Consider the following 18,304-nt stretch of genomic DNA (forward strand, 5'->3'; position numbering starts at 1 on the left):
TCCTACAGGATTTGATGGGCCTGTCGCGGCCTTTTGAACCGTCTGTGATCCGGCGAGGCCGCGTGTGATGGCGCTTTCAAGCCGAGCACGGGGGCGGAAGCAACGGTTGGGGTTCGCCCGGACGAGTCGTCCGGGTGTCCTTCCCACCAGCGAGTACCGCCATGCCCCCGATGCCGACGTACGCCCGACCGCAACGCCGCCTCCTGACCTTCGCGCTCCTGTCCGCGCTCGCCACGCCCGCTTTCGCCGGCGGCAACTGCCAGCTGTACGACGACGCGAACAACCCGCTGCGCATCGACAGCACCGCAACAGGCGCAGACGCCTTCGCCTGCGGTCCCGACGCCAAGGCGTCCGGCTCCCGTTCGGTCGCCCTGGGCGACGAAACCACCGCCTCGGGCACGAACGCCATTGCAATCGGCTCGTGGATCGACCTCGACGGCGACGGCCAGGTCGATCCGGACGAGATCACGTGGGCGAAGGGCGACAACGCGACGGCCATCGGCGCGGCGTCGCAGGCCCTTGGAAACGGCGCCGTCGCCATCGGCGTTCGGGCCGTCGCCAAACCCGACAACAGCATCGCCATCGGCAACCAGTCGCAGACCCAGGCGCAGCGCACCACGACCACGACGACCACCACACAAGGTTCGCCGACCACCTCCACCACCACCGCACCGACACCGGCCAGCGGCAACCAGACCGGCAGCCTCGCCATCGGCAACCAGGCCCGCACGAACGGCGCGAACAACATCGCCCTCGGCACCGGCGCGACCACGGAAATGGTGATCGCCGGCAGCACGACTTCGACCACCAACGGCATCACCACGCGCGTACAGACGTCGCTTGCGGCCCCGGTGCAGAACGCCATCGCCATCGGCAACGGCGCACGCGCGAACGGCAACGGCACCATCGTGATGGGCGCGAACGCACGCGCGGAGGCGAAGGTCGCCAGCCTGGTCATCGGCTGGGGCGGCCGCGGCGTGGTGTTCGATCCGGGTCCGGCGACCAACTCGACCGTGATCGGTACCGGCGCCGCGTCGCAGGGCACCAGCAACGTCGTGATCGGCAACGGCGCGCAGACGATGGGCGACACGATCATGCCCATCACGGACGACGACGGCCGTTACGTCCTCGAGCCCGGCACCGGCTACCGCACCTACGAGGCGCCGGTGCGGGACCAGTACAACACCGTCATCGGCTCCGGCGCGGCGGCCGTCTACAACTACGGCACCGCCATCGGCGCCAGCGCCATCGCGTACGGCAAGACGTCCACGGCCGTCGGCACATCGGCGTATGCCATCGCGTCCGGCTCGACCGCGCTCGGCGGATACCTCGACTGGAACACGGCCTTCGGCGCCGCCCCGCAGCCGACGGCGGGCACGAGTTCCTACGGACGCGCCGTCGCCTCGGGACTGGGTTCGCAGGCGCTGGGGTCGGCTTCATACACGACCGCAAACTACGACACGGCGATCGGCCCAGCCGCGCTGACGAACGACCGCGATAGCGATCATCCACCCGCGCCGGGCAGCGCGATTGGCGGTTATCGCAGCCTGGATCCGACCAACATCAACGGCGCGGTGGCGGTGGGCTTCCTGTCGCACGGCGAAGGCCACGCCAGCGTCGCGTTGGGCCTGCGCAGCCTGGCGCGCGATGCCGGCACCGTGGCGATCGGCGTCGACAGCGTCGCGTGGGGCGTCGACAGCCTTGCGCTGGGCAACGGCGCGCTGAGCACCTGGCGCAACGACATCGCTATCGGTGCAGGCGCGGAAGTCTGGGGCGGCAGTGGCACGAGCAGTACGGCGGTCGGCATGGGCGCGCACGTCGGCAACAGCGGCGGCGAAGACATTTCCAATGCGATGGCTTTCGGCAGCAACGCCGAGGCGATGTCCGACGACGCGGTCGCCTTCGGTCACGATGCGTCCGCGGCCGGCATCGGCACGCTGGCCGTGGGCAGCTCGACACAGGCCGATGGCACCAACGCCGCCGCCATCGGCAACGGCGCGCAGGCGTTCGGCGACTACGCCACCGCGACGGGCGCCTATGCCTATGCCGGGGCCGGCAACGCCGTGGCCGTCGGCGCGAACGCCTTCGCGACCGACACCGCAAGCAGCGCGCTGGGCTTCAACGCGTTCGCCGGCGGCATCGAAAGCACCGCGGTCGGCAGCTATGCCGTCGCCGATTCCGCGGGCGCCACCGCGCTCGGCAGCGGGGCGTTGGCGCTGGCCGACGACAGCGTCGCGATCGGCGCGGGCGCCGTGGCCGATCGCGCCGGCACCGTGTCCGTCGGCTCGGCCGGCCACGAGCGCCAGATCGCCAACGTCGCCGCCGGCACGGAAGAGACCGATGCGGTCAACGTCGCGCAGCTCAACACGGCGATCGCGCAGTTCGACGACACGCTCGGTACGCTCGACGACGCGGCGGTGAAGTACGACGACCCGGCCACACGCGACAAGGTCACGCTCGGCGGCACGACCGGTACGACGATCGCCAACCTGCACGCGGGCATCGTCGGAACCGACGCCGTCAATGTCGAGCAGCTCAGCTCCGTGCTCGCCGGCTTCGGCGGCGGTGCGGCGTTCGACGCCAACGGGCTGATGACCGCGCCGACGTTCCACCTGTTCGGCGCGCAGTACCACACGGTTGCGCAGGCGTTCGATGCGATCGACGCGGGAATCGCCGGCCTCGGCGATCGCCTCGCGGTCGTCGAAAACCACCTCGGCGGTGCCCACAGCGACGTGCCCGTCGGCGCCGGCGCAGGCTTGCCGGTGGGCGAAAGCAGCGTCGCGATGAGCGCCAACGACACCGCCATCGGCACCGGTGCATCGGTGCTGGCCGACGGCAGCACCGCGGTGGGCAGCAACGCCACGGTGGCCCTGCGCGCGGCGAATGCGGTGGCCGTCGGCGCCGACGCGAGCGTCAGCGCCGAATCGGGCACGGCCATCGGACAGGGCGCTTCAGCCACGGCCGACAATGCCGTCGCATTGGGCCACGGCGCGGTCGCTAACGAGGCCGACACCGTGTCGGTCGGCAACGCGCAGACGCAGCGTCGCGTCACGCAGGTCGCCGACGGCGTCAACGCGCACGACGCCACCAACGTGCAGCAGATGCAGGCCGGCGACGCGCAGACGCTCTCGCGCGCCAACGCGTACACCGACAGTCGCTACCAGGCGATGAGCGACGAGTTCACGCAGCTGCGCGACGACATCGGCTATCGCCTCGGCAAACAGGACGAACGCATCGACCGCCAGGGCGCGATGAGCGCGGCGATGATGAACATGTCGATCAACGCGGCGAATTCGCGCAGCCCACGCGGCCGCATCGGCGTCGGCGCCGGCTGGCAGAACGGCGAAAGCGCGCTGTCGATCGGCTACGCGAAGGCCATCGGCGACCGCGCTTCGTTCTCCATCGGCGGCGCCTTCAGCAGCGACGACAACGCCGCCGGCGTCGGCTTCGGTATCGACCTGTAAATCCGCCCCGTATCGCAACGGCGCCCGCCCGGGCGCCGTCCTTTCGCACGTCCATTCGAGGAATAGCGCATGACGTTCCGCCGCACCTTGTTGAGCCTCCTGATCGCCGCCGCCTGCGCTCCCGCATTCGCTGGCACGGTCGATTTGGCGTCGATCGACGACGCCACCGTCTCTCCCCGCTTCATCGTGAAGTACCGCGATGGCAGCGCCGAACGCACGCAGCCGGCCGCGAGCCAGCGCGCGATGAACGCCGCCGCCGAGCGTGCGCGTGCGCAGATGGGCGTACGCATCGCAGGCCTGCGCGGGGCCGCTGCGTTGCGCATCGATTCGCTGCGTACCACCCTGACCGGCCGCCGCGTCGTACGCGCTTCGCAACGCCTGGACCGCACGCAGGCCGAAGCGCTGATGCGCGCCATCGCCAGCGATCCGAACGTCGAATCGGTGAGCGTCGATCGCCTGATGCGCCCGACCGCGATGCCGAACGATCCGATGCTCGCCACGCACCAGATGTGGCACTACGGCACGGGCACTGGCGGCGCGCGCGTCACCAGCGCGTGGAATGCCGGCGCGACCGGCGCGAGCGTCGTGGTCGCGGTGCTCGACACCGGCGCGACGCATCACGTCGACCTCGAACAGAACCTGCTGCCGGGCTACGACTTCATCACCGACCACGAAGTCTCGGGGCGCGCTACCGACGATCGCGTGCCGGGCGGATGGGACCTGGGCGATTTCACCGTCGCTGACCAGTGCGGCGCAGGCTCGACCGCGAGCAGCAGCAGCTGGCACGGCACGCATGTGTCGGGAACGATCGCCGAGGTCACCAACAACGGCATTGGCGGCGCGGGCGTCGCGTATGACGCCAAGGTCGTGCCGGTGCGCGTGCTCGGCCGCTGCGGTGGCTACACCTCCGACATCAACGACGCGATCGTGTGGGCGGCCGGCGGCCATATCGACGGCGTGCCGGACAACCCGAATCCGGCGGAGGTCATCAACATGAGCCTGGGCGGCTCGCACGCGTGCGAAGCCGACACGCAGGCGGCGATCGACAAGGCGATATCGCTTGGCGCCACGGTCGTGGTTGCGGCGGGCAACGACAACGCCGATGTCGTCGGTCACTCGCCCGCGAGTTGCGCTCGCGTGGTGGCGGTCGGGGCCACCGGTTACAGCGGACAGCGCGCGGGTTACTCGAACTACGGCAGCGGCGTCGACGTTGCCGCGCCGGGCGGCGCGGGCGTCGAAGGCTCGCCGAACGGCTACATCTGGTCGACACACAACACCGGCGCGACCGTGCCCGAAGGCGACCACTACGTCGGCATGACCGGTACGTCGATGGCAACGCCGCACGTCTCGGGCATCGTCGCGCTGATGCAGAGCGTGGCCGCGAGGCCGCTGACACCGGCGCAGGTCGAAGGCGTGCTGGTGTCGTCGGCGCGTCCGTTCCCGACGAAGCCGGATCGCGCGATCGGCGCGGGCATCGTCGACGCGGCGGCCGCAGTGGATCGTGCCAAGCGATTCGGCCAGCCGATCCAGTCGGTGCCGCTGACCGACAACGTCGTCGAGTCGATGCCGCCGCTGGCCGCGGGTCAAGGCGTGATCTACGCGATCGACGTTCCCGAAGGCCGGAGCCGCCTGGAGTTTACCAGTTACAGCGGCCGCGGCACGCTCGCGGCGTACCTCAACTACGAATCCGAACCGATGCCGGCGTCGAACATCGGCGCGTCGGTACGGCCGGGCACGAACCAGGTCCTCAACGTGCCGTCGCCCGCGAAGGGGCGCTACTACATCAAGGTCGTGGCCACGGCCGACGCGGCGGGCGTGCTCGTGCGGGCAAGAACGTATTGATGGAACGGAATGGGCGCGATGCGGCCTGCATCGCGCCCGTCGCCGTTGGGCGAGACTTTTTCTTTGCGATTTGCGTCGTGCAGGCGGCGTTCAACTCGCCTTGCGGACGAAAGCCTCGCATAGCATCGGGAACGGGCCCGAGGCATCGCGCATCGGTGCATGTACAGGACACCGGCGCATGCGACGCACGAGGTATCGCTTCCAGGAATTCGAGATCGATCCGCCGTCGCGCGACCTGCTCCGCGATGGCGAGCGCGTGCCGCTGCCGCCGAAATCGTTCGATTGCCTCGCCTACCTCGTCATGCATCGCGACCGCGCGGTGGGTCGCGACGAACTGATCGCGGCCGTGTGGGGGCGCGTCGAAGTCACCGACATGGTCGTCGCGCAAACGATGCTGCGCGCCCGCAAGGCGCTGGGCGATTCGGGAGCATTGCAGCGCGCGATCCGGACCGTGCCGCGCTTCGGTTACCAGTGGATCGCGCCGGTACTGGAATTGGGTTCGGCGAGCGCATCGCCCGCGTCCGCGCAGGTGCATGCGACGCCGGCGCCGGCGTCCATCCGCCAGCGGCGACGCAGATGGCTCGGATGGTCGGGCGCACTGATGCTGGCGGGTGCGGCGGCGTTTTCGGGATGGCTGTTCGCGCGCGCCGCACCACGGCCACCACAGGGTGCGTCCGCGCAACGCGACACGAACCCGCTGCAAAGCCGCGCGGGTGTGCAGGGCTCCGCCGTCGCGCGGGACGCACCGCGTTGCGATGAAGGCGCATACGTGCGCACCGCATCGCAGGAGTGCAAGCCGGCCTCCTGCTCGATAGCGCGGTCGCGCTCCGAGCCGATCGGGTGCCTCGCCTCACCCGCCAGAATCGCGCCCGCTGCGGCGCGCACGAACCGCTTCGAATGAAGCACAAAAGAAAAGCCCCGCCGTAGCGGGGCCTTTGATGCAGCATGACGCGTTGGATCAGAACTTGTACTGCGCCGAGACGCCGTACAGGTTGGCCGCGCCGTCGAACGGACCGACCAGGGTCTGGAGCGAGGTTTCCGAATGCAGGTCGATCTTCGGCGAGTTCGGCTCGATGCGGGTGTAGCCGAAGTTCACTTCCAGCGCCTGCGTGGCGGCCCAGCTGGCGCCCAGCGAGTACCACATGCGGTTCGCGTCCGGCAGGCGCGGCGTGCGGGTTTCGATGTGCGTCGGGGTTTCGTCGTACGCGACACCGCCGCGCAACGTCCACGATTCGTTGAGCTTGTACTCGGCGCCGAGCGAGGCGAACGTCGTGTCCTTCCAGTTGAACGGCTCGACCGAATCCGGATCCGGGTTCGCGAACTCGATGCGCACTTCGCGCAGCGATTCCCAACCGGTCTCGGCGTACGAGGCCATCATCGAGAAGCTGTCGGTGAAGTCGTAACGCAGGTCGACGTTCAGCACCGACGGCGTGGTCAGCTTGGCCAGCGCGGCGCCGTCCTGGAACAGCGGACGCGTGGTCGGGCTGGCGGCGAACACCGCGGCGACGTTGCCCGGCACGGTCCAGTCGGCGGTGCCTTCCAGTTCGTAGTCGATCTCGGAGCGGTAGCTCACGCCGATGGCCAGCTTGTCGGTCGGCTTGAGGTTGGCGCCCACGGTCCAACCGAAGCCGGTGTCGTCGCCCTGGATCTCGGCGAAGCCGTCAGCGGCCTGCGGACGCGCGAACGGCAGCGGACGGGTGGCCGGGTTGGAGAACAGCAGCGAGCCGAAGTCGACCGACTTCGACAGCGTCACGTCGGCGCGCGAGTAGATGATGCCGGCGCCGACCGAAAAGCGGTCCGGCACGATGTCCAGCGCGGCGGCCAGGGTCAGGTCGACGATCTCGACGTCGGAGGTGTGGGCGTAGTAGCGGCCGACCCAATCGTTGTCGTACTCGGTCTTCAGGCCGAACGGCGCGCTGACCATGGCGCCGAACGCCAGGCCGTTGTCGAGCTTGTGGATGACCGACAGGGCCGGCACGGCCGCGATGTCGCCGGCATCGCCGCCGTTACCGCCGGTCATCGGACGGCCGAGCGCGTCGGTGCCGGTGCCCTTGAATTCGTAGCTGAGGTCGATCGCGGTGACGTCGACCTGCATCGTGGTGCCGCTGAAACGCGCCATCGTGGCCGGGTTGTTGGCGACGACCGAGGAATCGGTCTCGTTGACGCCGGCACCAGCGAACGCCGCGCCCATGGACTTGACGCTGTTTTCCTTCAGCTGGAAACCCGAAGCCTGTGCCTGGCCGACGGCCAGCGCGCCGGCGATGCCGAAGGCGAGCGCCGACAGCTGGATGAAACGAGAAGCGTGTTGCATGCGTGTAGTCTCCAATGGAGTATTTTTTCGTCTTCTTCAGGCCGCGCCATCGACATGGCGACCCGGCCGGTCCGGTCGGTCGCCACAAATCGCCGGAAACCCCTCCCGACGTACGACGCCGTATGCACTATAACCCGGCTTTTAACCCGAGGCTAACAATAGCGGCATGCCCGTCCGCACTTGTAAAACAGGCTTTTTCGCGCGTCCGGATGCTTTTCGGATGCTGAATGGGGGAGGCCCGTTCCGGTGTTCGTGACGATCCCCGGCCGGGAGCGCATCCCGCTGCGCTGGGCCACGCCCGTCCTCTTCAGCCTGCTGTGGCTGAGCTTCATCACCGTCGAGCTGATGCCCGGCGCGGAGCAGCGCCGGCTGCTGATGGAATGGGGTGCGCTTTCGGGCGGCCTGGCCTCGCCGGAGGCCTGGTGGCAGTCGATCCGCACCGGCAGCCTGTGGCGGCTGGTCACGGCGCTGTTCCTTCATGCCGACTGGGCTCACCTGCTCGGCAACCTGGTGTTCCTGCTGATCTTCGGGCTGCCGGCGGAACGCGCGATGGGCCCGTGGCGGCTGCTGGTGCTGTTCCTGCTCGGCGGAGCGGTCGCGAACCTCGCCGCGGTGATCGCCATCGGCACGCCGGACCGGCTGATCATCGGCGCGAGCGGCGCGGTGTCGGCGCTGATCGGCGCGTATCTGGCGCTGTTCCCTGCCGCGAAGCTCGGCGTCGTGGTGCCGCTGGGATTGTTCCTGCAGTTCGTGAAGGTGCCCGCGCCGCTGCTGATCGGCGTGTGGGCGCTGCTGCAACTCGTCTTCACCTTCATCGGGCCTGCGTTCGGCGCGGTCGCCTGGTCGGCGCACCTGGCCGGCTTTGCCTTCGGTGGCGTCTTCGCGCTGATCGCCCGCGCCGGCATCGCGCGGCGCATGCGGCGCCGGCGCGGGCTCTGACGCAGGACCGGACGCGGCTTGATTGACGCGGCGCGCGACCCCATCGTCAGCGTGCAACCCGCTCCGCCATCGCGAAATCCGACATGTCCAAGCCGCTCTACAAGGTGACCTTCCTCAACGCCGGCAAGGTGTACGAGGTCTATGCACGCAACGTCGCCTCGGGCGCGCTGTGGGGTTTCACCGAAGTGAGCGAACTGGTGTTCGACGTGCACGACGGCGTGGTGATCGATCCCACCGAAGAACGCCTGCGCGACGAGTTCGGCAACACGCGCGCGCTGCACCTGCCGATGCATAGCATCGTGCGCATCGAGGAAGTCGAGCGCAAAGGCCAGTCGGCGATCCGCGACGCGGCCACGGGCGAGAAGGTCGTCACGCCGTTCCCGCTTCCCGGCAAGCCGCGCTGAGGCGAGCGATGCGGACGATCGTGCGCGCGTGGATGGTCGCCGCGTCAATCGCAGGGATCGCGGCGTGCGAACGCGTGCCGGAGCCGTCACCGAAGGAGGCGACACCCGCTGCGACATCGAACGCCTTCAATGTCGAGATCACGCTGACGCCCGCCGCGCGTGAACGCCTCGTATCGCAGCACGAATCGCTGATCGTCAGCGCCGATTACTTCGGTGACCCGAGCGCCCAAGCGCAGGCGGAGCACGTGCCGGGCAGCGAAAACCCTTGGCTGACGCTGCATCGCACGCAGGTCGAACTCGAAGGCGCACGACTGGACGGCACGCCCGTCGCGCATTTCCCGGCGGTCTCGCTCGATGCGAAACAGCTCGCGTGGACCGACGCGCCCGACGCGCCGCAGGTCAACCTCAACGTCTATTCGGGCCGGCGTTCGTCGCCCGACAATCTGCTCGATTGCACGATGTTCCAGGACACGCTGGCGGTCGCCTCGCGTGCACCGATCCGGCTGGCGTGCGGGTTGATTGGCGAAGCGCCGCGCTGACGCGGCGCGCGCCTCAGTTCTTCTTCGCCGCGGGCGTAGCCGCGCTCGCCACCGGCTTCTTGAGTTCCACCAGCGCCGCCGCGATCGGCGCATCGCCGTCGAGCACGTCGCCGGCGTTCTGGCCGGGCTGGCCTTCCTCGCCGTCCTTCTCGCCGTCGCCGCGCAGGTGGCCCGGCAGGCTGGCTTCGCTGAAGTTGCGGATGCTCTTGTCGGCGTCCTTGCCCGGCTGCAGCACGACGTCGGGCGAAATGCCCAGCGCCTGGATCGACTTGCCGCTGGGCGTGTAATAGCGCGCGGTGGTGAGCTTCACCGAATCGCCGTTGTCCAGCGGCAGCACGGTCTGCACCGAGCCCTTGCCGAAGGTGCGGCTGCCGACGATGCGCGCGCGGTTGTTGTCGCGCAGCGCACCGGCGAGGACTTCCGCCGCGCTCGCCGAACCGGCGTCGACCAGCACCACGACCGGCGCGCCGTCGAGGCGATCGCCCGGCGTCGCGCCGAACTCGGCGTCGCTGATCGCGATGCGGCCGCGCGTGGAAACGATCTTGCCTTCGTTGAGCAGGTCGTCCGCGATCTGCACCGCCGAGGTCAACAAGCCGCCCGGATTGCTGCGCAGGTCGATGACCAGGCCGCGCAGCTTGCCGCCGCCCTGCGCCTTGAGCTTCTCGAGCTGGCTTTCGAAATCGGCCGCGGTGTCGGCCTGGAATGCGCTGATGCGCACGTAGCCGTAACCCGGCTCGAGCATGCGGCTCTTCACGCTCGCCACGCGGATGGTTTCGCGCGTCAGCGTGACATCGAAAGGCTTGTCCTTGCCTTCGCGCACGATCGTCAGCGTGACCTTGCTGCCCGGCGCGCCGCGCAGCGGGCCGGACTGGTCGCCTTCGTCGGGCTTGAAGGGTTTGCCGTCGATGGCGGTGATGACGTCGCCCGCCTTGACGCCTGCGCGCGCGGCCGGTGTGTCGTCGATCGGCGCGATCACGCGCAGCGAGCCGTCGGGCTGGCGCATCAGCTCCACGCCGACGCCGTCGTAGGCGCCGCGCGATTGTTCGTCGAAGCTCTCGGCGTCTTCCTTGTCGAGGTAGACGCTGTGCGGGTCCAGGTCGAACAGCAGGCCACGGATGGCCGAATGCATCAGCTTCTGGTCCGCCACCGGTTCGACGTAGGCCTGCTTGACCGCGTTGTACACCGAGACGTAGCGGCGGATTTCGTCCAGCGGCACCTTGGCCTCGGCCGTTTCCCCGTCGGGCGACTCGATCGGCGCGCCGGCGGGCGGCGCGTCGGCCTCCTGCGCGGCGGCCGGCAGGGCGACGAAAGCGGCCAGGGCGAACGGGGCGAGGCGACGCAGGGACATTCGGCAACTCCGGGGTGGTGCGTGAGGCGAAGCGGGCGGCCTTCCGCCCGGCGTGCCGTGATTATGGGCACGGCGGGGGAGCGCAATGGAAGGCTTTCGTTAATCGTTCCCGCAACCGGATCGACCGTTCAGCGTCAACGCCGCAGCCACGCTCCGGGATTGACCGGAGCCCCGTTTCGACGCAGCTCGAAGTACAGCGCCGCGCGGCCATGGCCGCCGGAGGTACCCACGGTGGCGACGGAGTCGCCACGCTTCACCGCGTCGCCGACGTCCTTCAGCAGCGCGTCGTTGTGCGCATACAGGCTCATGTAGCCGTTGCCGTGGTCGACGATCAGCAGCAGGCCGTAGCCGGTCATCCATTCGGCGTAGACGACCGTCCCGTCGGCGACCGCCTTGACCGGCGTGCCGGCGGCGGCGGCGATCAGCAGGCCGTCGCTGTCGCGGCCGTCTGGCATGGTCGCGCCGAAGCCGGCGAGCAACGCACCGGACACCGGCCAGCCCAGGCCACCGACCTGCGGCGCCGGGGCGCTGGCGACGACGGCGGGCTTGCGGCGCGGCGGCGCGTCCTTGCCGGCCGAGGCGGCTTCGCGTGCTTCGCGCGCGGCGCGTTCGGCGGCGGCGCGGCGTTGCGCTTCGGCCTTCGCGGCGGCGGCGCGCAGCTTCTTCAGCAACTGCTCCAGGCCGGCCGCGTCGCGCCCGAGTTCGCGCTCGCGCGTGCTGCGATCCTCGTAACGCTTGTCGAGCTGCGCGACCAGGCTCGCGCGTTCCTTGCGGGCGCTCTGCAGCTTGCCAAGCTGCGAACGCTGCTGTTCGCGCGTGCGATCCAGTTCACTGCGACGCTGCACGATCGCCTGCTCCACCTCATCGAGTTCGCGCAGCTGCGCGTCGAGTTCGGCGATGCGGCGCGTGCGATCGCGCTGCAGGTAACCGTAGTAGGCCAGCATGCGATTGCCGTCGGCCACGCGATCCTGCGCGAGCAGCAGCTTCAGCGGCGCGTCCTGTCCCTGCAGGTACGCGGCGCGGAGCAGCTGCGCGAGTTCCTGCCGCTGCGCCGCCATGCGCTGCTGCAGTTGCGTGCGTTGTTCCTGCAGCGCGGCGAGCGACGCCTGCTCCTTCGCCATGCGCGTTTCGATCTCGCGCAAACGGCGATTCGATTCGCCGACTTTCTCGTCGGCCTCGCGCAACTGGCGCGACGCGCTGCCGCGCTGGCCTTCGATCTTGCGGCGTTCGGCGGCGACCGACTTGAGCTCGCGCTGGATCTTCTCCAGCTTGCGTTCGGCCTCGCGACTGTTCTGCGCGAACGCGGGCGTCGCCAGCACCAGGCTGGCGACGATGAGCATCGCGCACTTCACCGCAACGACGGCGCGCCGCATGCGGTCAGCCTGCGAGCAGGCTCGTTCCGCTCATCTCCGCAGGCTTCGGCAAACCGAGCAGGTCGAGGATGGTCGGCGCCACGTCGCGCAGCGCGCCGCCGGAGCGCAGCGTCGCCGCACGCGGGCCGAGGTACACGAACGGCACGGGACCCACGGTGTGCGCGGTATGCGGCTGGCCCGTCGACGGGTCGCGCATCATTTCGAGGTTGCCGTGGTCGGCCGTGACCAGCAGCGCGCCGCCGGTGTCGCGCACGGCCTGCGCGATGGCGCCGATCGCGACGTCCACCGCTTCGGCGGCCTTCACCGCCGCGGCGATATTGCCCGTGTGGCCGACCATGTCGGGGTTGGCGATGTTGCAGATGGCGACGTCCATCTCGCCGGAGCGGATCGCGGCGGTGAGCTTCTCGGTGAGTTCGGGGCAGCTCATTTCCGGCTGCAGGTCGTAGGTCGCGACCTTCGGGCTCGGCACGAGGATGCGCGTTTCCCCGGCGTAAGGGTCTTCGCGGCCGCCGCTGAAGAAGAACGTCACGTGCGCGTACTTCTCGGTTTCGGCGATGCGCAGCTGCTTCAGGCCGTTGTCGGCGAGCACTTCACCGAGCGTGTGGCGAAGATCGTCGGGGCCGAAGGCGACCGGCGCCGGCAGCTTCGCGTCGTATTCGGTCAGGCACACGAAACGCGACAGCTTCGGCCTGCGCGCGTCGAATCCGGCGAACGTCGGCGAGACGAACGCGGCGGTGATCTGCCGCGCGCGGTCGGCGCGGAAGTTCATGAACACCACGGCATCGCCATCGGCCATCGGCAGCGAGCCTTCGATCACCGTCGGCGCGACGAACTCGTCGGTCTCGCCGCGCTCGTACGCCTGCAGCAGCGCTTCGATGGGGCCGGTGGTGACGTGCTCGCTCTTCGCTTCGACGATCGCATCCCATGCGCGGCGCAGGCGATCCCAGCGCTGGTCACGGTCCATCGCGTAGTAGCGACCGCTGACGCTGGCCACGCGCGCGTTGCCGAGCTTGCGGCAGACGTCCTGCAGCTTGGCCAGGCTCGGTTCGGCGGACTTGGGCGGCATGTCGCGGCCGTCGAGGAACGCATGCACGGCGACCTTCGACACGCCCGCCTCGCGCGCGAGTTCGAGCATCGCGAAGATGTGGTTCTCGTGGCTGTGCACGCCGCCGGGCGACAGCAGCCCCATGACGTGCAGCGTGCCGCCGTGGGACTGCGCGGCGGCGCACGCGGCGCCCAGTTCGTCGTTGCCGAAGAACGTGCCGTCCTCGATGGCGGCGTCGATGCGCGTGAGGTCCTGGTAGACGATGCGGCCGGCGCCGAGGTTCATGTGGCCGACCTCGGAATTGCCCATCTGCCCGTCCGGCAGGCCGACGTGGCGGCCTTCGGTGTGGATCAGCGTGTGCGGCGCCGAGGCGACCAGCGCGTCCCAGTTCGGAAGCCGGGCCTGGGCCAGCGCGTTGTCGGTTGGGTCGTCGCGATGCCCCCAGCCGTCGAGGATCAGCAGGACCACGGGTTTGGGGCGCATCGGGGAGGCTGGCACGTCGGGGGATTCCAGAGTGAGGGGCCAATGGTGACTTCGGGCACGGGTCCGCGCCGGCGATGGCTGCGATTGTAGCGAAGCGGTGTAAACCGATTCCGCCTTCAGCGCATCCGATGCATTGAAGCCCGTCCCAACACGGAAACCGAAACGATGCGAATCCGCTCCCTCTGCGTCCTGCCGCTCGCCCTGGCGCTGTCCGCGCCGGCGTTCGCCGCCCAGGACATCGATAAAGTCAACGGCAGCATCACCGTCGAAGCCGGCCAGACCGTCGGCGACCTGGAGACCGTCAACGGCTCCATCAAGATCGGCGCCGGCGCGCGCACCGGCAAGGCCGAAACCGTCAACGGCAGCATCACCGTCGCCGAGAACGTCGAGGCCGAAGGACTGGAAACGGTCAACGGCTCCATCCGCGTGGCGGGCAACGGCAAGCTGTCCAGCAAGCTGGAAACCGTCAACGGCGGCATCTTCGTGGACCGGGGTGGCGACGTGCGCGGCGACATCGAAACGGTGAACGGCGCGATCGGCCTGGTCGACACCGACCTGTCCGGTGGCATCACCACGGTGAACGGCGACGTCACCGTCGGCGTGAATTCGCACGTGAAGGGCGGCATCCACTACACCAAGCCGAGCGGCTCGTGGTTCTCGTTCAACAAGCGCGACCCGAAGGTCATCATCGGGCCGAACGCGGTCGTCGAAGGCCCGCTGAACTTCGAGCGCAAGGTCGAGCTGTACGTGCACAGCACGGCGAAGGTCGGCCAGATCAGTGGCGCGACCGCGGTCCGGTTCGACGGTGCGACCCCGCCGGGGCAGTAAGCAGCGCAGACCTCGTAGAAAACCCTCGTCGAGTTCCAAGGACTGGCGCGTCAGGCTTCGAGCCTGGCGCGCCAGTTTTTTTGCGTGGCGCGCGAGTGTTCCGGGCTGGCGCGCCAGTCTCGGACACGGGCGTTCGGGTCTTTTTCACTCGCGCGCCAGTTCCTGAGCCTCGCGTTCCAGCCGCAAAGACTGGAGCGCCAGCCGAAATTGCTGACGATCGAGGCGGAATGACTGGCGCGCCAGCAGAAAAGACTGGCGATCCGCGCTCCGGGACTGGATCCGCGGCCCGCGGCGGGACGGTCCCGGCAAACTGCCGGACCATGCACGGTGACGACGCGGCCGGCATGCCTAGAATGGGGTTCGCCTTCACGGCGGCCCCGCGCGGCGCGGGCTGCCGTGGGGCCTGGTCCATTCCGGAGGTCCCATGTCCCGAGTTTCCCTGCTCAGCACGGCAGTGGCCGGCATCGTCGGCGCGATCGCGCTTACGGCCTGCTCCAAGCCCGCCGACGCGCCCAGCACCGCCACCCCGCAGACGCCCGCGGCAGCGCCGGCGACGGCCGACAACCATTCCTTCAACGACGCGATCAACGCCGCCGATTTCGCCCAGCACGTGAAGGTGCTGGCGTCGGACGAGTTCGAGGGTCGCGCGCCCGGCAGCGCCGGCGAAGAGAAGACCGTCCAGTACCTGGAAGCGCAGTTCAAGCGCATGGGCCTGAAGCCCGGCAACGGCGACAGCTACTTCCAGACCGTGCCGATGGTGGAAACCACGGCGGACGAGTCGACCACGCTGACCATCGACGCCAAGGGCAAGCCGCGCACGCTGAAGTTCGGCGACGACATGGTCGTGGGCACGCGCACCGGCCGCGAGGAAGTGAAGGTCGACGGCAGCCAGCTCGTGTTCGTCGGCTACGGCGTCAACGCGCCCGAGCAGAACTGGAACGACTACGCCGGCGTCGACGTGAAGGGCAAGACGGTCGTCATGTTCGTCAACGATCCGGGCTTCCACAGCCAGGATCCGAAGCTCTTCGAAGGCAAGCGGATGACGTACTACGGCCGCTGGACGTACAAGTTCGAGGAGGCCGCCCGCCAGGGCGCCGCGGCGGCGATCATCATCCACGACACCGAGGGCGCATCCTACGGCTGGGATGTGGTCAAGAACTCGTGGTCGGGCGCGCAGTTCGACCTGCCGGCGAAGGACGATCCGGAACCGCGCCTGCCGGTGCAGGGCTGGATCACCGGCGATGCCGCGCGCTCGCTGCTGGCCGACCTGGGCCAGAACCTCGACGAGCTCTACAAGGCCGCGAACAAGCCGGGCTTCAAGGCGATTCCGCTGGACGGCAAGCTGTCGGTCGACCTGAAGAGCAAGACCAGCGAGAAGTCGTCGCGCAACGTCGTCGCGCTGCTGCCGGGCGCCAAGCGTCCTGACGAGGCGATCGTCTACATGGCGCATTGGGACCACCTGGGCAACCACGCCCATGAAGCCGACGAGCACGGCGGTGCCAGCGGCGGCGAGCCGCATGCCGACACGATCTACAACGGCGCCATCGACAACGCGAGCGGCGTGGCGGGCATCCTCGAGATCGCCGAGGCCTTCAGCAAGCAGACGCCGCCGCCGGATCGCTCGCTGCTGTTCCTCGCCGTGACGCTGGAGGAATCGGGCCTGCTGGGCTCGAAGTATTACGTCGCGCATCCGACGATTCCGCTCAACAAGACCGTCGCCGTGATCAACCTCGATGCGATGCCGGTGATCGGCAAGGCGAAGGACATGACGGTCGTCGGCTTCGGCAGCTCGGAGCTGGAAGACCTGCTCAAGACGCAGGCCGAAAGCCAGCAGCGCGTGCTGCACGCCGAGGCGACGCCGGAAGACGGCTTCTACTTCCGCTCCGATCACTTCAACTTCGCCAAGGCCGGCGTGCCGGCGCTGTACGCCAAGGGCGGCAGCGACCTGCTCGAAGGTGGCGTCGATGCGGGCCGCAAGGCCGAATCCGACTATCGCGACAACCGCTACCACAAGCCGGGCGACCAGTTCGATCCGTCGTGGAAGATGGACGGCGTGGTGCAGGACCTTGAGGCACTGTACGGCGTCGGCCGCACACTGGCCGGCGACGAGCAGTGGCCGAACTGGTACGAAGGCAACGCCTTCCGCGGCGCGCACGACAAGCTCATGAAGTCGGCGAAGTAACGCTTCGATCGGTTCGACCGGCAACGGCGCCCATGCGGCGCCGTTGTCGTTTTCGGCTACGCTGGCGGCTCTCCTGGCCGCATGGAACTGCCATGACGCTCACCACCGCGTACGTCTGTGTCCTGATCGCCGCGTTGCTGCCGTACTTGTGGGTTGCCATTTCGAAGGCGAGCGGCGAGCGCTACGACAATCGCGATCCGCGACGCTGGCAGGAAAAGCAGCAGAGCCCGCGCGCGCAACGCGCGTACGCGGCGCAGCTCAACAGTTACGAGGCGTTCGCGCCGTTCGCGGCGGGCGTGGTGCTGGCGCAGCTGGCCGGCGTCGCGCACTCGCAGATCGCGGCGCTGTCGCTGGCGTTCGTCACGCTGCGCATCCTGCACGGCCTGGTTTACATCGCGGGCCGGCATTACCTGCGTTCGCTGATTTGGGCGCTGGGCCTGGCGTGCGTGGTCTGGCTGCTCGTGCAGGCAGCGCTGCACGTCGCGCCCTGATCTCTTCGGGAATGCCGGGTTGAACGCGACGCCTCACACGCTGCCGCCATCGGCCGTATTGCAGGACGAACTTCGCAACGGCGGCTTCCGTTTCGTCGAAGGCGACACGATGCGCGGCCTGCTGGAAACCTTCGGCCCGCTGTCGGACTGGAGCGACTTTGCGGGCAGTTGGGACTCGCTGGAGCCGGATGCGTATCTCGCCAATGTCGGATTGCATCGTCGTCGACGGCACGCAGTCTTTTCGGCGACCGGTGAAACGATCGCGCGCGAGCCGCATCAACCGCACTACCAGAGCCGCGACTACAACACGCTGCAAGGCGGCATTGAGCGCTGGTTCGCGCCGGTACCGCCGGAGATCGCCGACAGCGCGAGCCTTCGCAGCATTCTGCAGTTCTGCCGTTCGTTCTTCGGTGGGCTCGCACCCGAAGTCGTGAACTGGCACATCGAACTGCACCAGTTCCGGATCGAAGCACGGGCAGGCGAACCGGGGCAGCCGACGCCGGAGGGCGTCCATCGCGATGGCGTCGATTACGTACTCGTGCTGCTGATCGATCGAATGAACATCGCCAGCGGAACCACCACGATCCACGCCGCCGACGGCTCGCTACTGGGGAGCTTCACGCTCACCCACGCGCTCGATGCAGCACTCGTCGACGACTCGCGTGTTTTCCACGGCGTAACGCCCGTGGAACCGGAAGATCCGGCGCAGGCTTCGCATCGGGATGTGCTGGTGGTGACGTTTCGGCGGCGCGTTTAGTCAGAAACGGGCCTGCGGAATCCGACGCGCTGGGTCGAACAAGCTTCTTTGCTGACGGCGAAGCTGCGTGTGTCGAAGCGACGCTTGTGCGCGTGATCGTGGACTAATCCGATTTGCACTGGCGCCTGGCGGTTACTGACATCGCCCGGTGACGGTTGCCCCGTTCCAAAGAAGGCTTGCCTGCCTTGCGAGGGCGGGTGATGGGCGTGTTTGTATTCTTATCGCGCAAAAGAAGAAGGCCGGTCCTGATGGACCGGCCTTCTGGGGTAAAGCCCCTGGCGATGACCTACTCTTGCAT

14 protein-coding genes are annotated in these 18,304 nt (G+C 68.7%); 10 read left to right on the forward strand and 4 right to left on the reverse strand.

All coding sequences use genetic code 11. The annotated features are described in order from the left end of the window. Positions 1 to 161: 161 nt before the first annotated feature. The 3 genes from DX912_RS08510 to DX912_RS08520 all read left to right on the forward strand — a co-directional run bounded on the left by DX912_RS08510 (position 162) and on the right by DX912_RS08520 (position 6,207). On the forward strand, positions 162 to 3,464 hold the full coding sequence (locus tag DX912_RS08510) for a YadA-like family protein (protein WP_115842050.1): 3,303 nt from the start codon (positions 162 to 164) through the stop codon (positions 3,462 to 3,464). A gap of 69 nt (positions 3,465 to 3,533) precedes the next feature. Beyond that, positions 3,534 to 5,306: a S8 family peptidase gene (locus DX912_RS08515; RefSeq protein ID WP_115842051.1), complete on the forward strand. Its 1,773-nt coding sequence runs from the start codon at positions 3,534 to 3,536 to the stop codon at positions 5,304 to 5,306. A gap of 178 nt (positions 5,307 to 5,484) precedes the next feature. After that, positions 5,485 to 6,207: a winged helix-turn-helix domain-containing protein gene (locus DX912_RS08520; RefSeq protein WP_115842052.1), complete on the forward strand. Its 723-nt coding sequence runs from the start codon at positions 5,485 to 5,487 to the stop codon at positions 6,205 to 6,207. 57 nt (positions 6,208 to 6,264) lie between these two features. Here DX912_RS08520 and DX912_RS08525 read toward each other — a convergent pair whose 3' ends face one another. Then, on the reverse strand, positions 6,265 to 7,617 hold the full coding sequence (locus DX912_RS08525) for an OmpP1/FadL family transporter (RefSeq protein WP_115842053.1): 1,353 nt from the start codon (positions 7,615 to 7,617) through the stop codon (positions 6,265 to 6,267). A gap of 246 nt (positions 7,618 to 7,863) precedes the next feature. On the opposite strand from DX912_RS08525, the gene DX912_RS08530 reads away from it, so the two are divergent. The 3 genes from DX912_RS08530 (at position 7,864) to DX912_RS08540 (ending at position 9,499) form a co-directional block, all read left to right on the forward strand. Beyond that, a complete protein-coding gene (locus DX912_RS08530; RefSeq protein WP_115842054.1) occupies positions 7,864 to 8,556 on the forward strand; it encodes a rhomboid family intramembrane serine protease in 693 nt (230 codons plus the stop codon). An 83-nt stretch (positions 8,557 to 8,639) separates the two neighbouring features. Continuing rightward, positions 8,640 to 8,960 (forward strand): DUF1820 family protein, encoded by a 321-nt coding sequence (locus DX912_RS08535; RefSeq protein ID WP_115842055.1) that lies wholly within the window; start codon positions 8,640 to 8,642, stop codon positions 8,958 to 8,960. 8 nt (positions 8,961 to 8,968) lie between these two features. Next, positions 8,969 to 9,499, forward strand: coding sequence for a hypothetical protein (locus DX912_RS08540; RefSeq protein WP_115842056.1), 531 nt, complete (start codon positions 8,969 to 8,971; stop codon positions 9,497 to 9,499). Between the two features lie 13 nt (positions 9,500 to 9,512). On the opposite strand, the gene DX912_RS08545 is transcribed toward DX912_RS08540, so the two are convergent. From DX912_RS08545 to gpmI, 3 genes are all read right to left on the reverse strand, one after another. Further along, positions 9,513 to 10,847 (reverse strand): S41 family peptidase, encoded by a 1,335-nt coding sequence (locus DX912_RS08545; RefSeq protein ID WP_115842057.1) that lies wholly within the window; start codon positions 10,845 to 10,847, stop codon positions 9,513 to 9,515. A 134-nt stretch (positions 10,848 to 10,981) separates the two neighbouring features. Then, entirely contained in the window at positions 10,982 to 12,220 is a 1,239-nt protein-coding gene (locus tag DX912_RS08550) for a murein hydrolase activator EnvC family protein (protein WP_115842058.1), read from the reverse strand. Between the two features lie 4 nt (positions 12,221 to 12,224). Next, positions 12,225 to 13,748 (reverse strand): 2,3-bisphosphoglycerate-independent phosphoglycerate mutase, encoded by a 1,524-nt coding sequence (gene gpmI, locus DX912_RS08555; RefSeq protein WP_147298602.1) that lies wholly within the window; start codon positions 13,746 to 13,748, stop codon positions 12,225 to 12,227. Positions 13,749 to 13,913: 165 nt separating this feature from the next. On the opposite strand from gpmI, the gene DX912_RS08560 reads away from it, so the two are divergent. From DX912_RS08560 to DX912_RS08575, 4 genes are all read left to right on the forward strand, one after another. Continuing rightward, on the forward strand, positions 13,914 to 14,576 hold the full coding sequence (locus DX912_RS08560) for a DUF4097 family beta strand repeat-containing protein (RefSeq protein WP_115842060.1): 663 nt from the start codon (positions 13,914 to 13,916) through the stop codon (positions 14,574 to 14,576). Positions 14,577 to 15,000: 424 nt separating this feature from the next. After that, positions 15,001 to 16,758, forward strand: a complete 1,758-nt coding sequence (locus tag DX912_RS08565; RefSeq protein WP_115842061.1) for a M28 family metallopeptidase — start codon at positions 15,001 to 15,003, stop codon at positions 16,756 to 16,758. 92 nt (positions 16,759 to 16,850) lie between these two features. Next, positions 16,851 to 17,249: an MAPEG family protein gene (locus DX912_RS08570; RefSeq protein ID WP_115842062.1), complete on the forward strand. Its 399-nt coding sequence runs from the start codon at positions 16,851 to 16,853 to the stop codon at positions 17,247 to 17,249. Between the two features lie 109 nt (positions 17,250 to 17,358). Beyond that, positions 17,359 to 18,006 carry a 2OG-Fe dioxygenase family protein gene (locus DX912_RS08575; protein ID WP_115842098.1) on the forward strand — a complete coding sequence of 216 codons (648 nt, stop codon included), beginning with the start codon at positions 17,359 to 17,361 and terminating at the stop codon, positions 18,004 to 18,006. Positions 18,007 to 18,304: the final 298 nt, after the last annotated feature.

The organism is Lysobacter soli (genome assembly GCF_003382285.1).
GTDB classification, from domain to species: Bacteria; Pseudomonadota; Gammaproteobacteria; order Xanthomonadales; family Xanthomonadaceae; genus Lysobacter_J; species Lysobacter_J soli.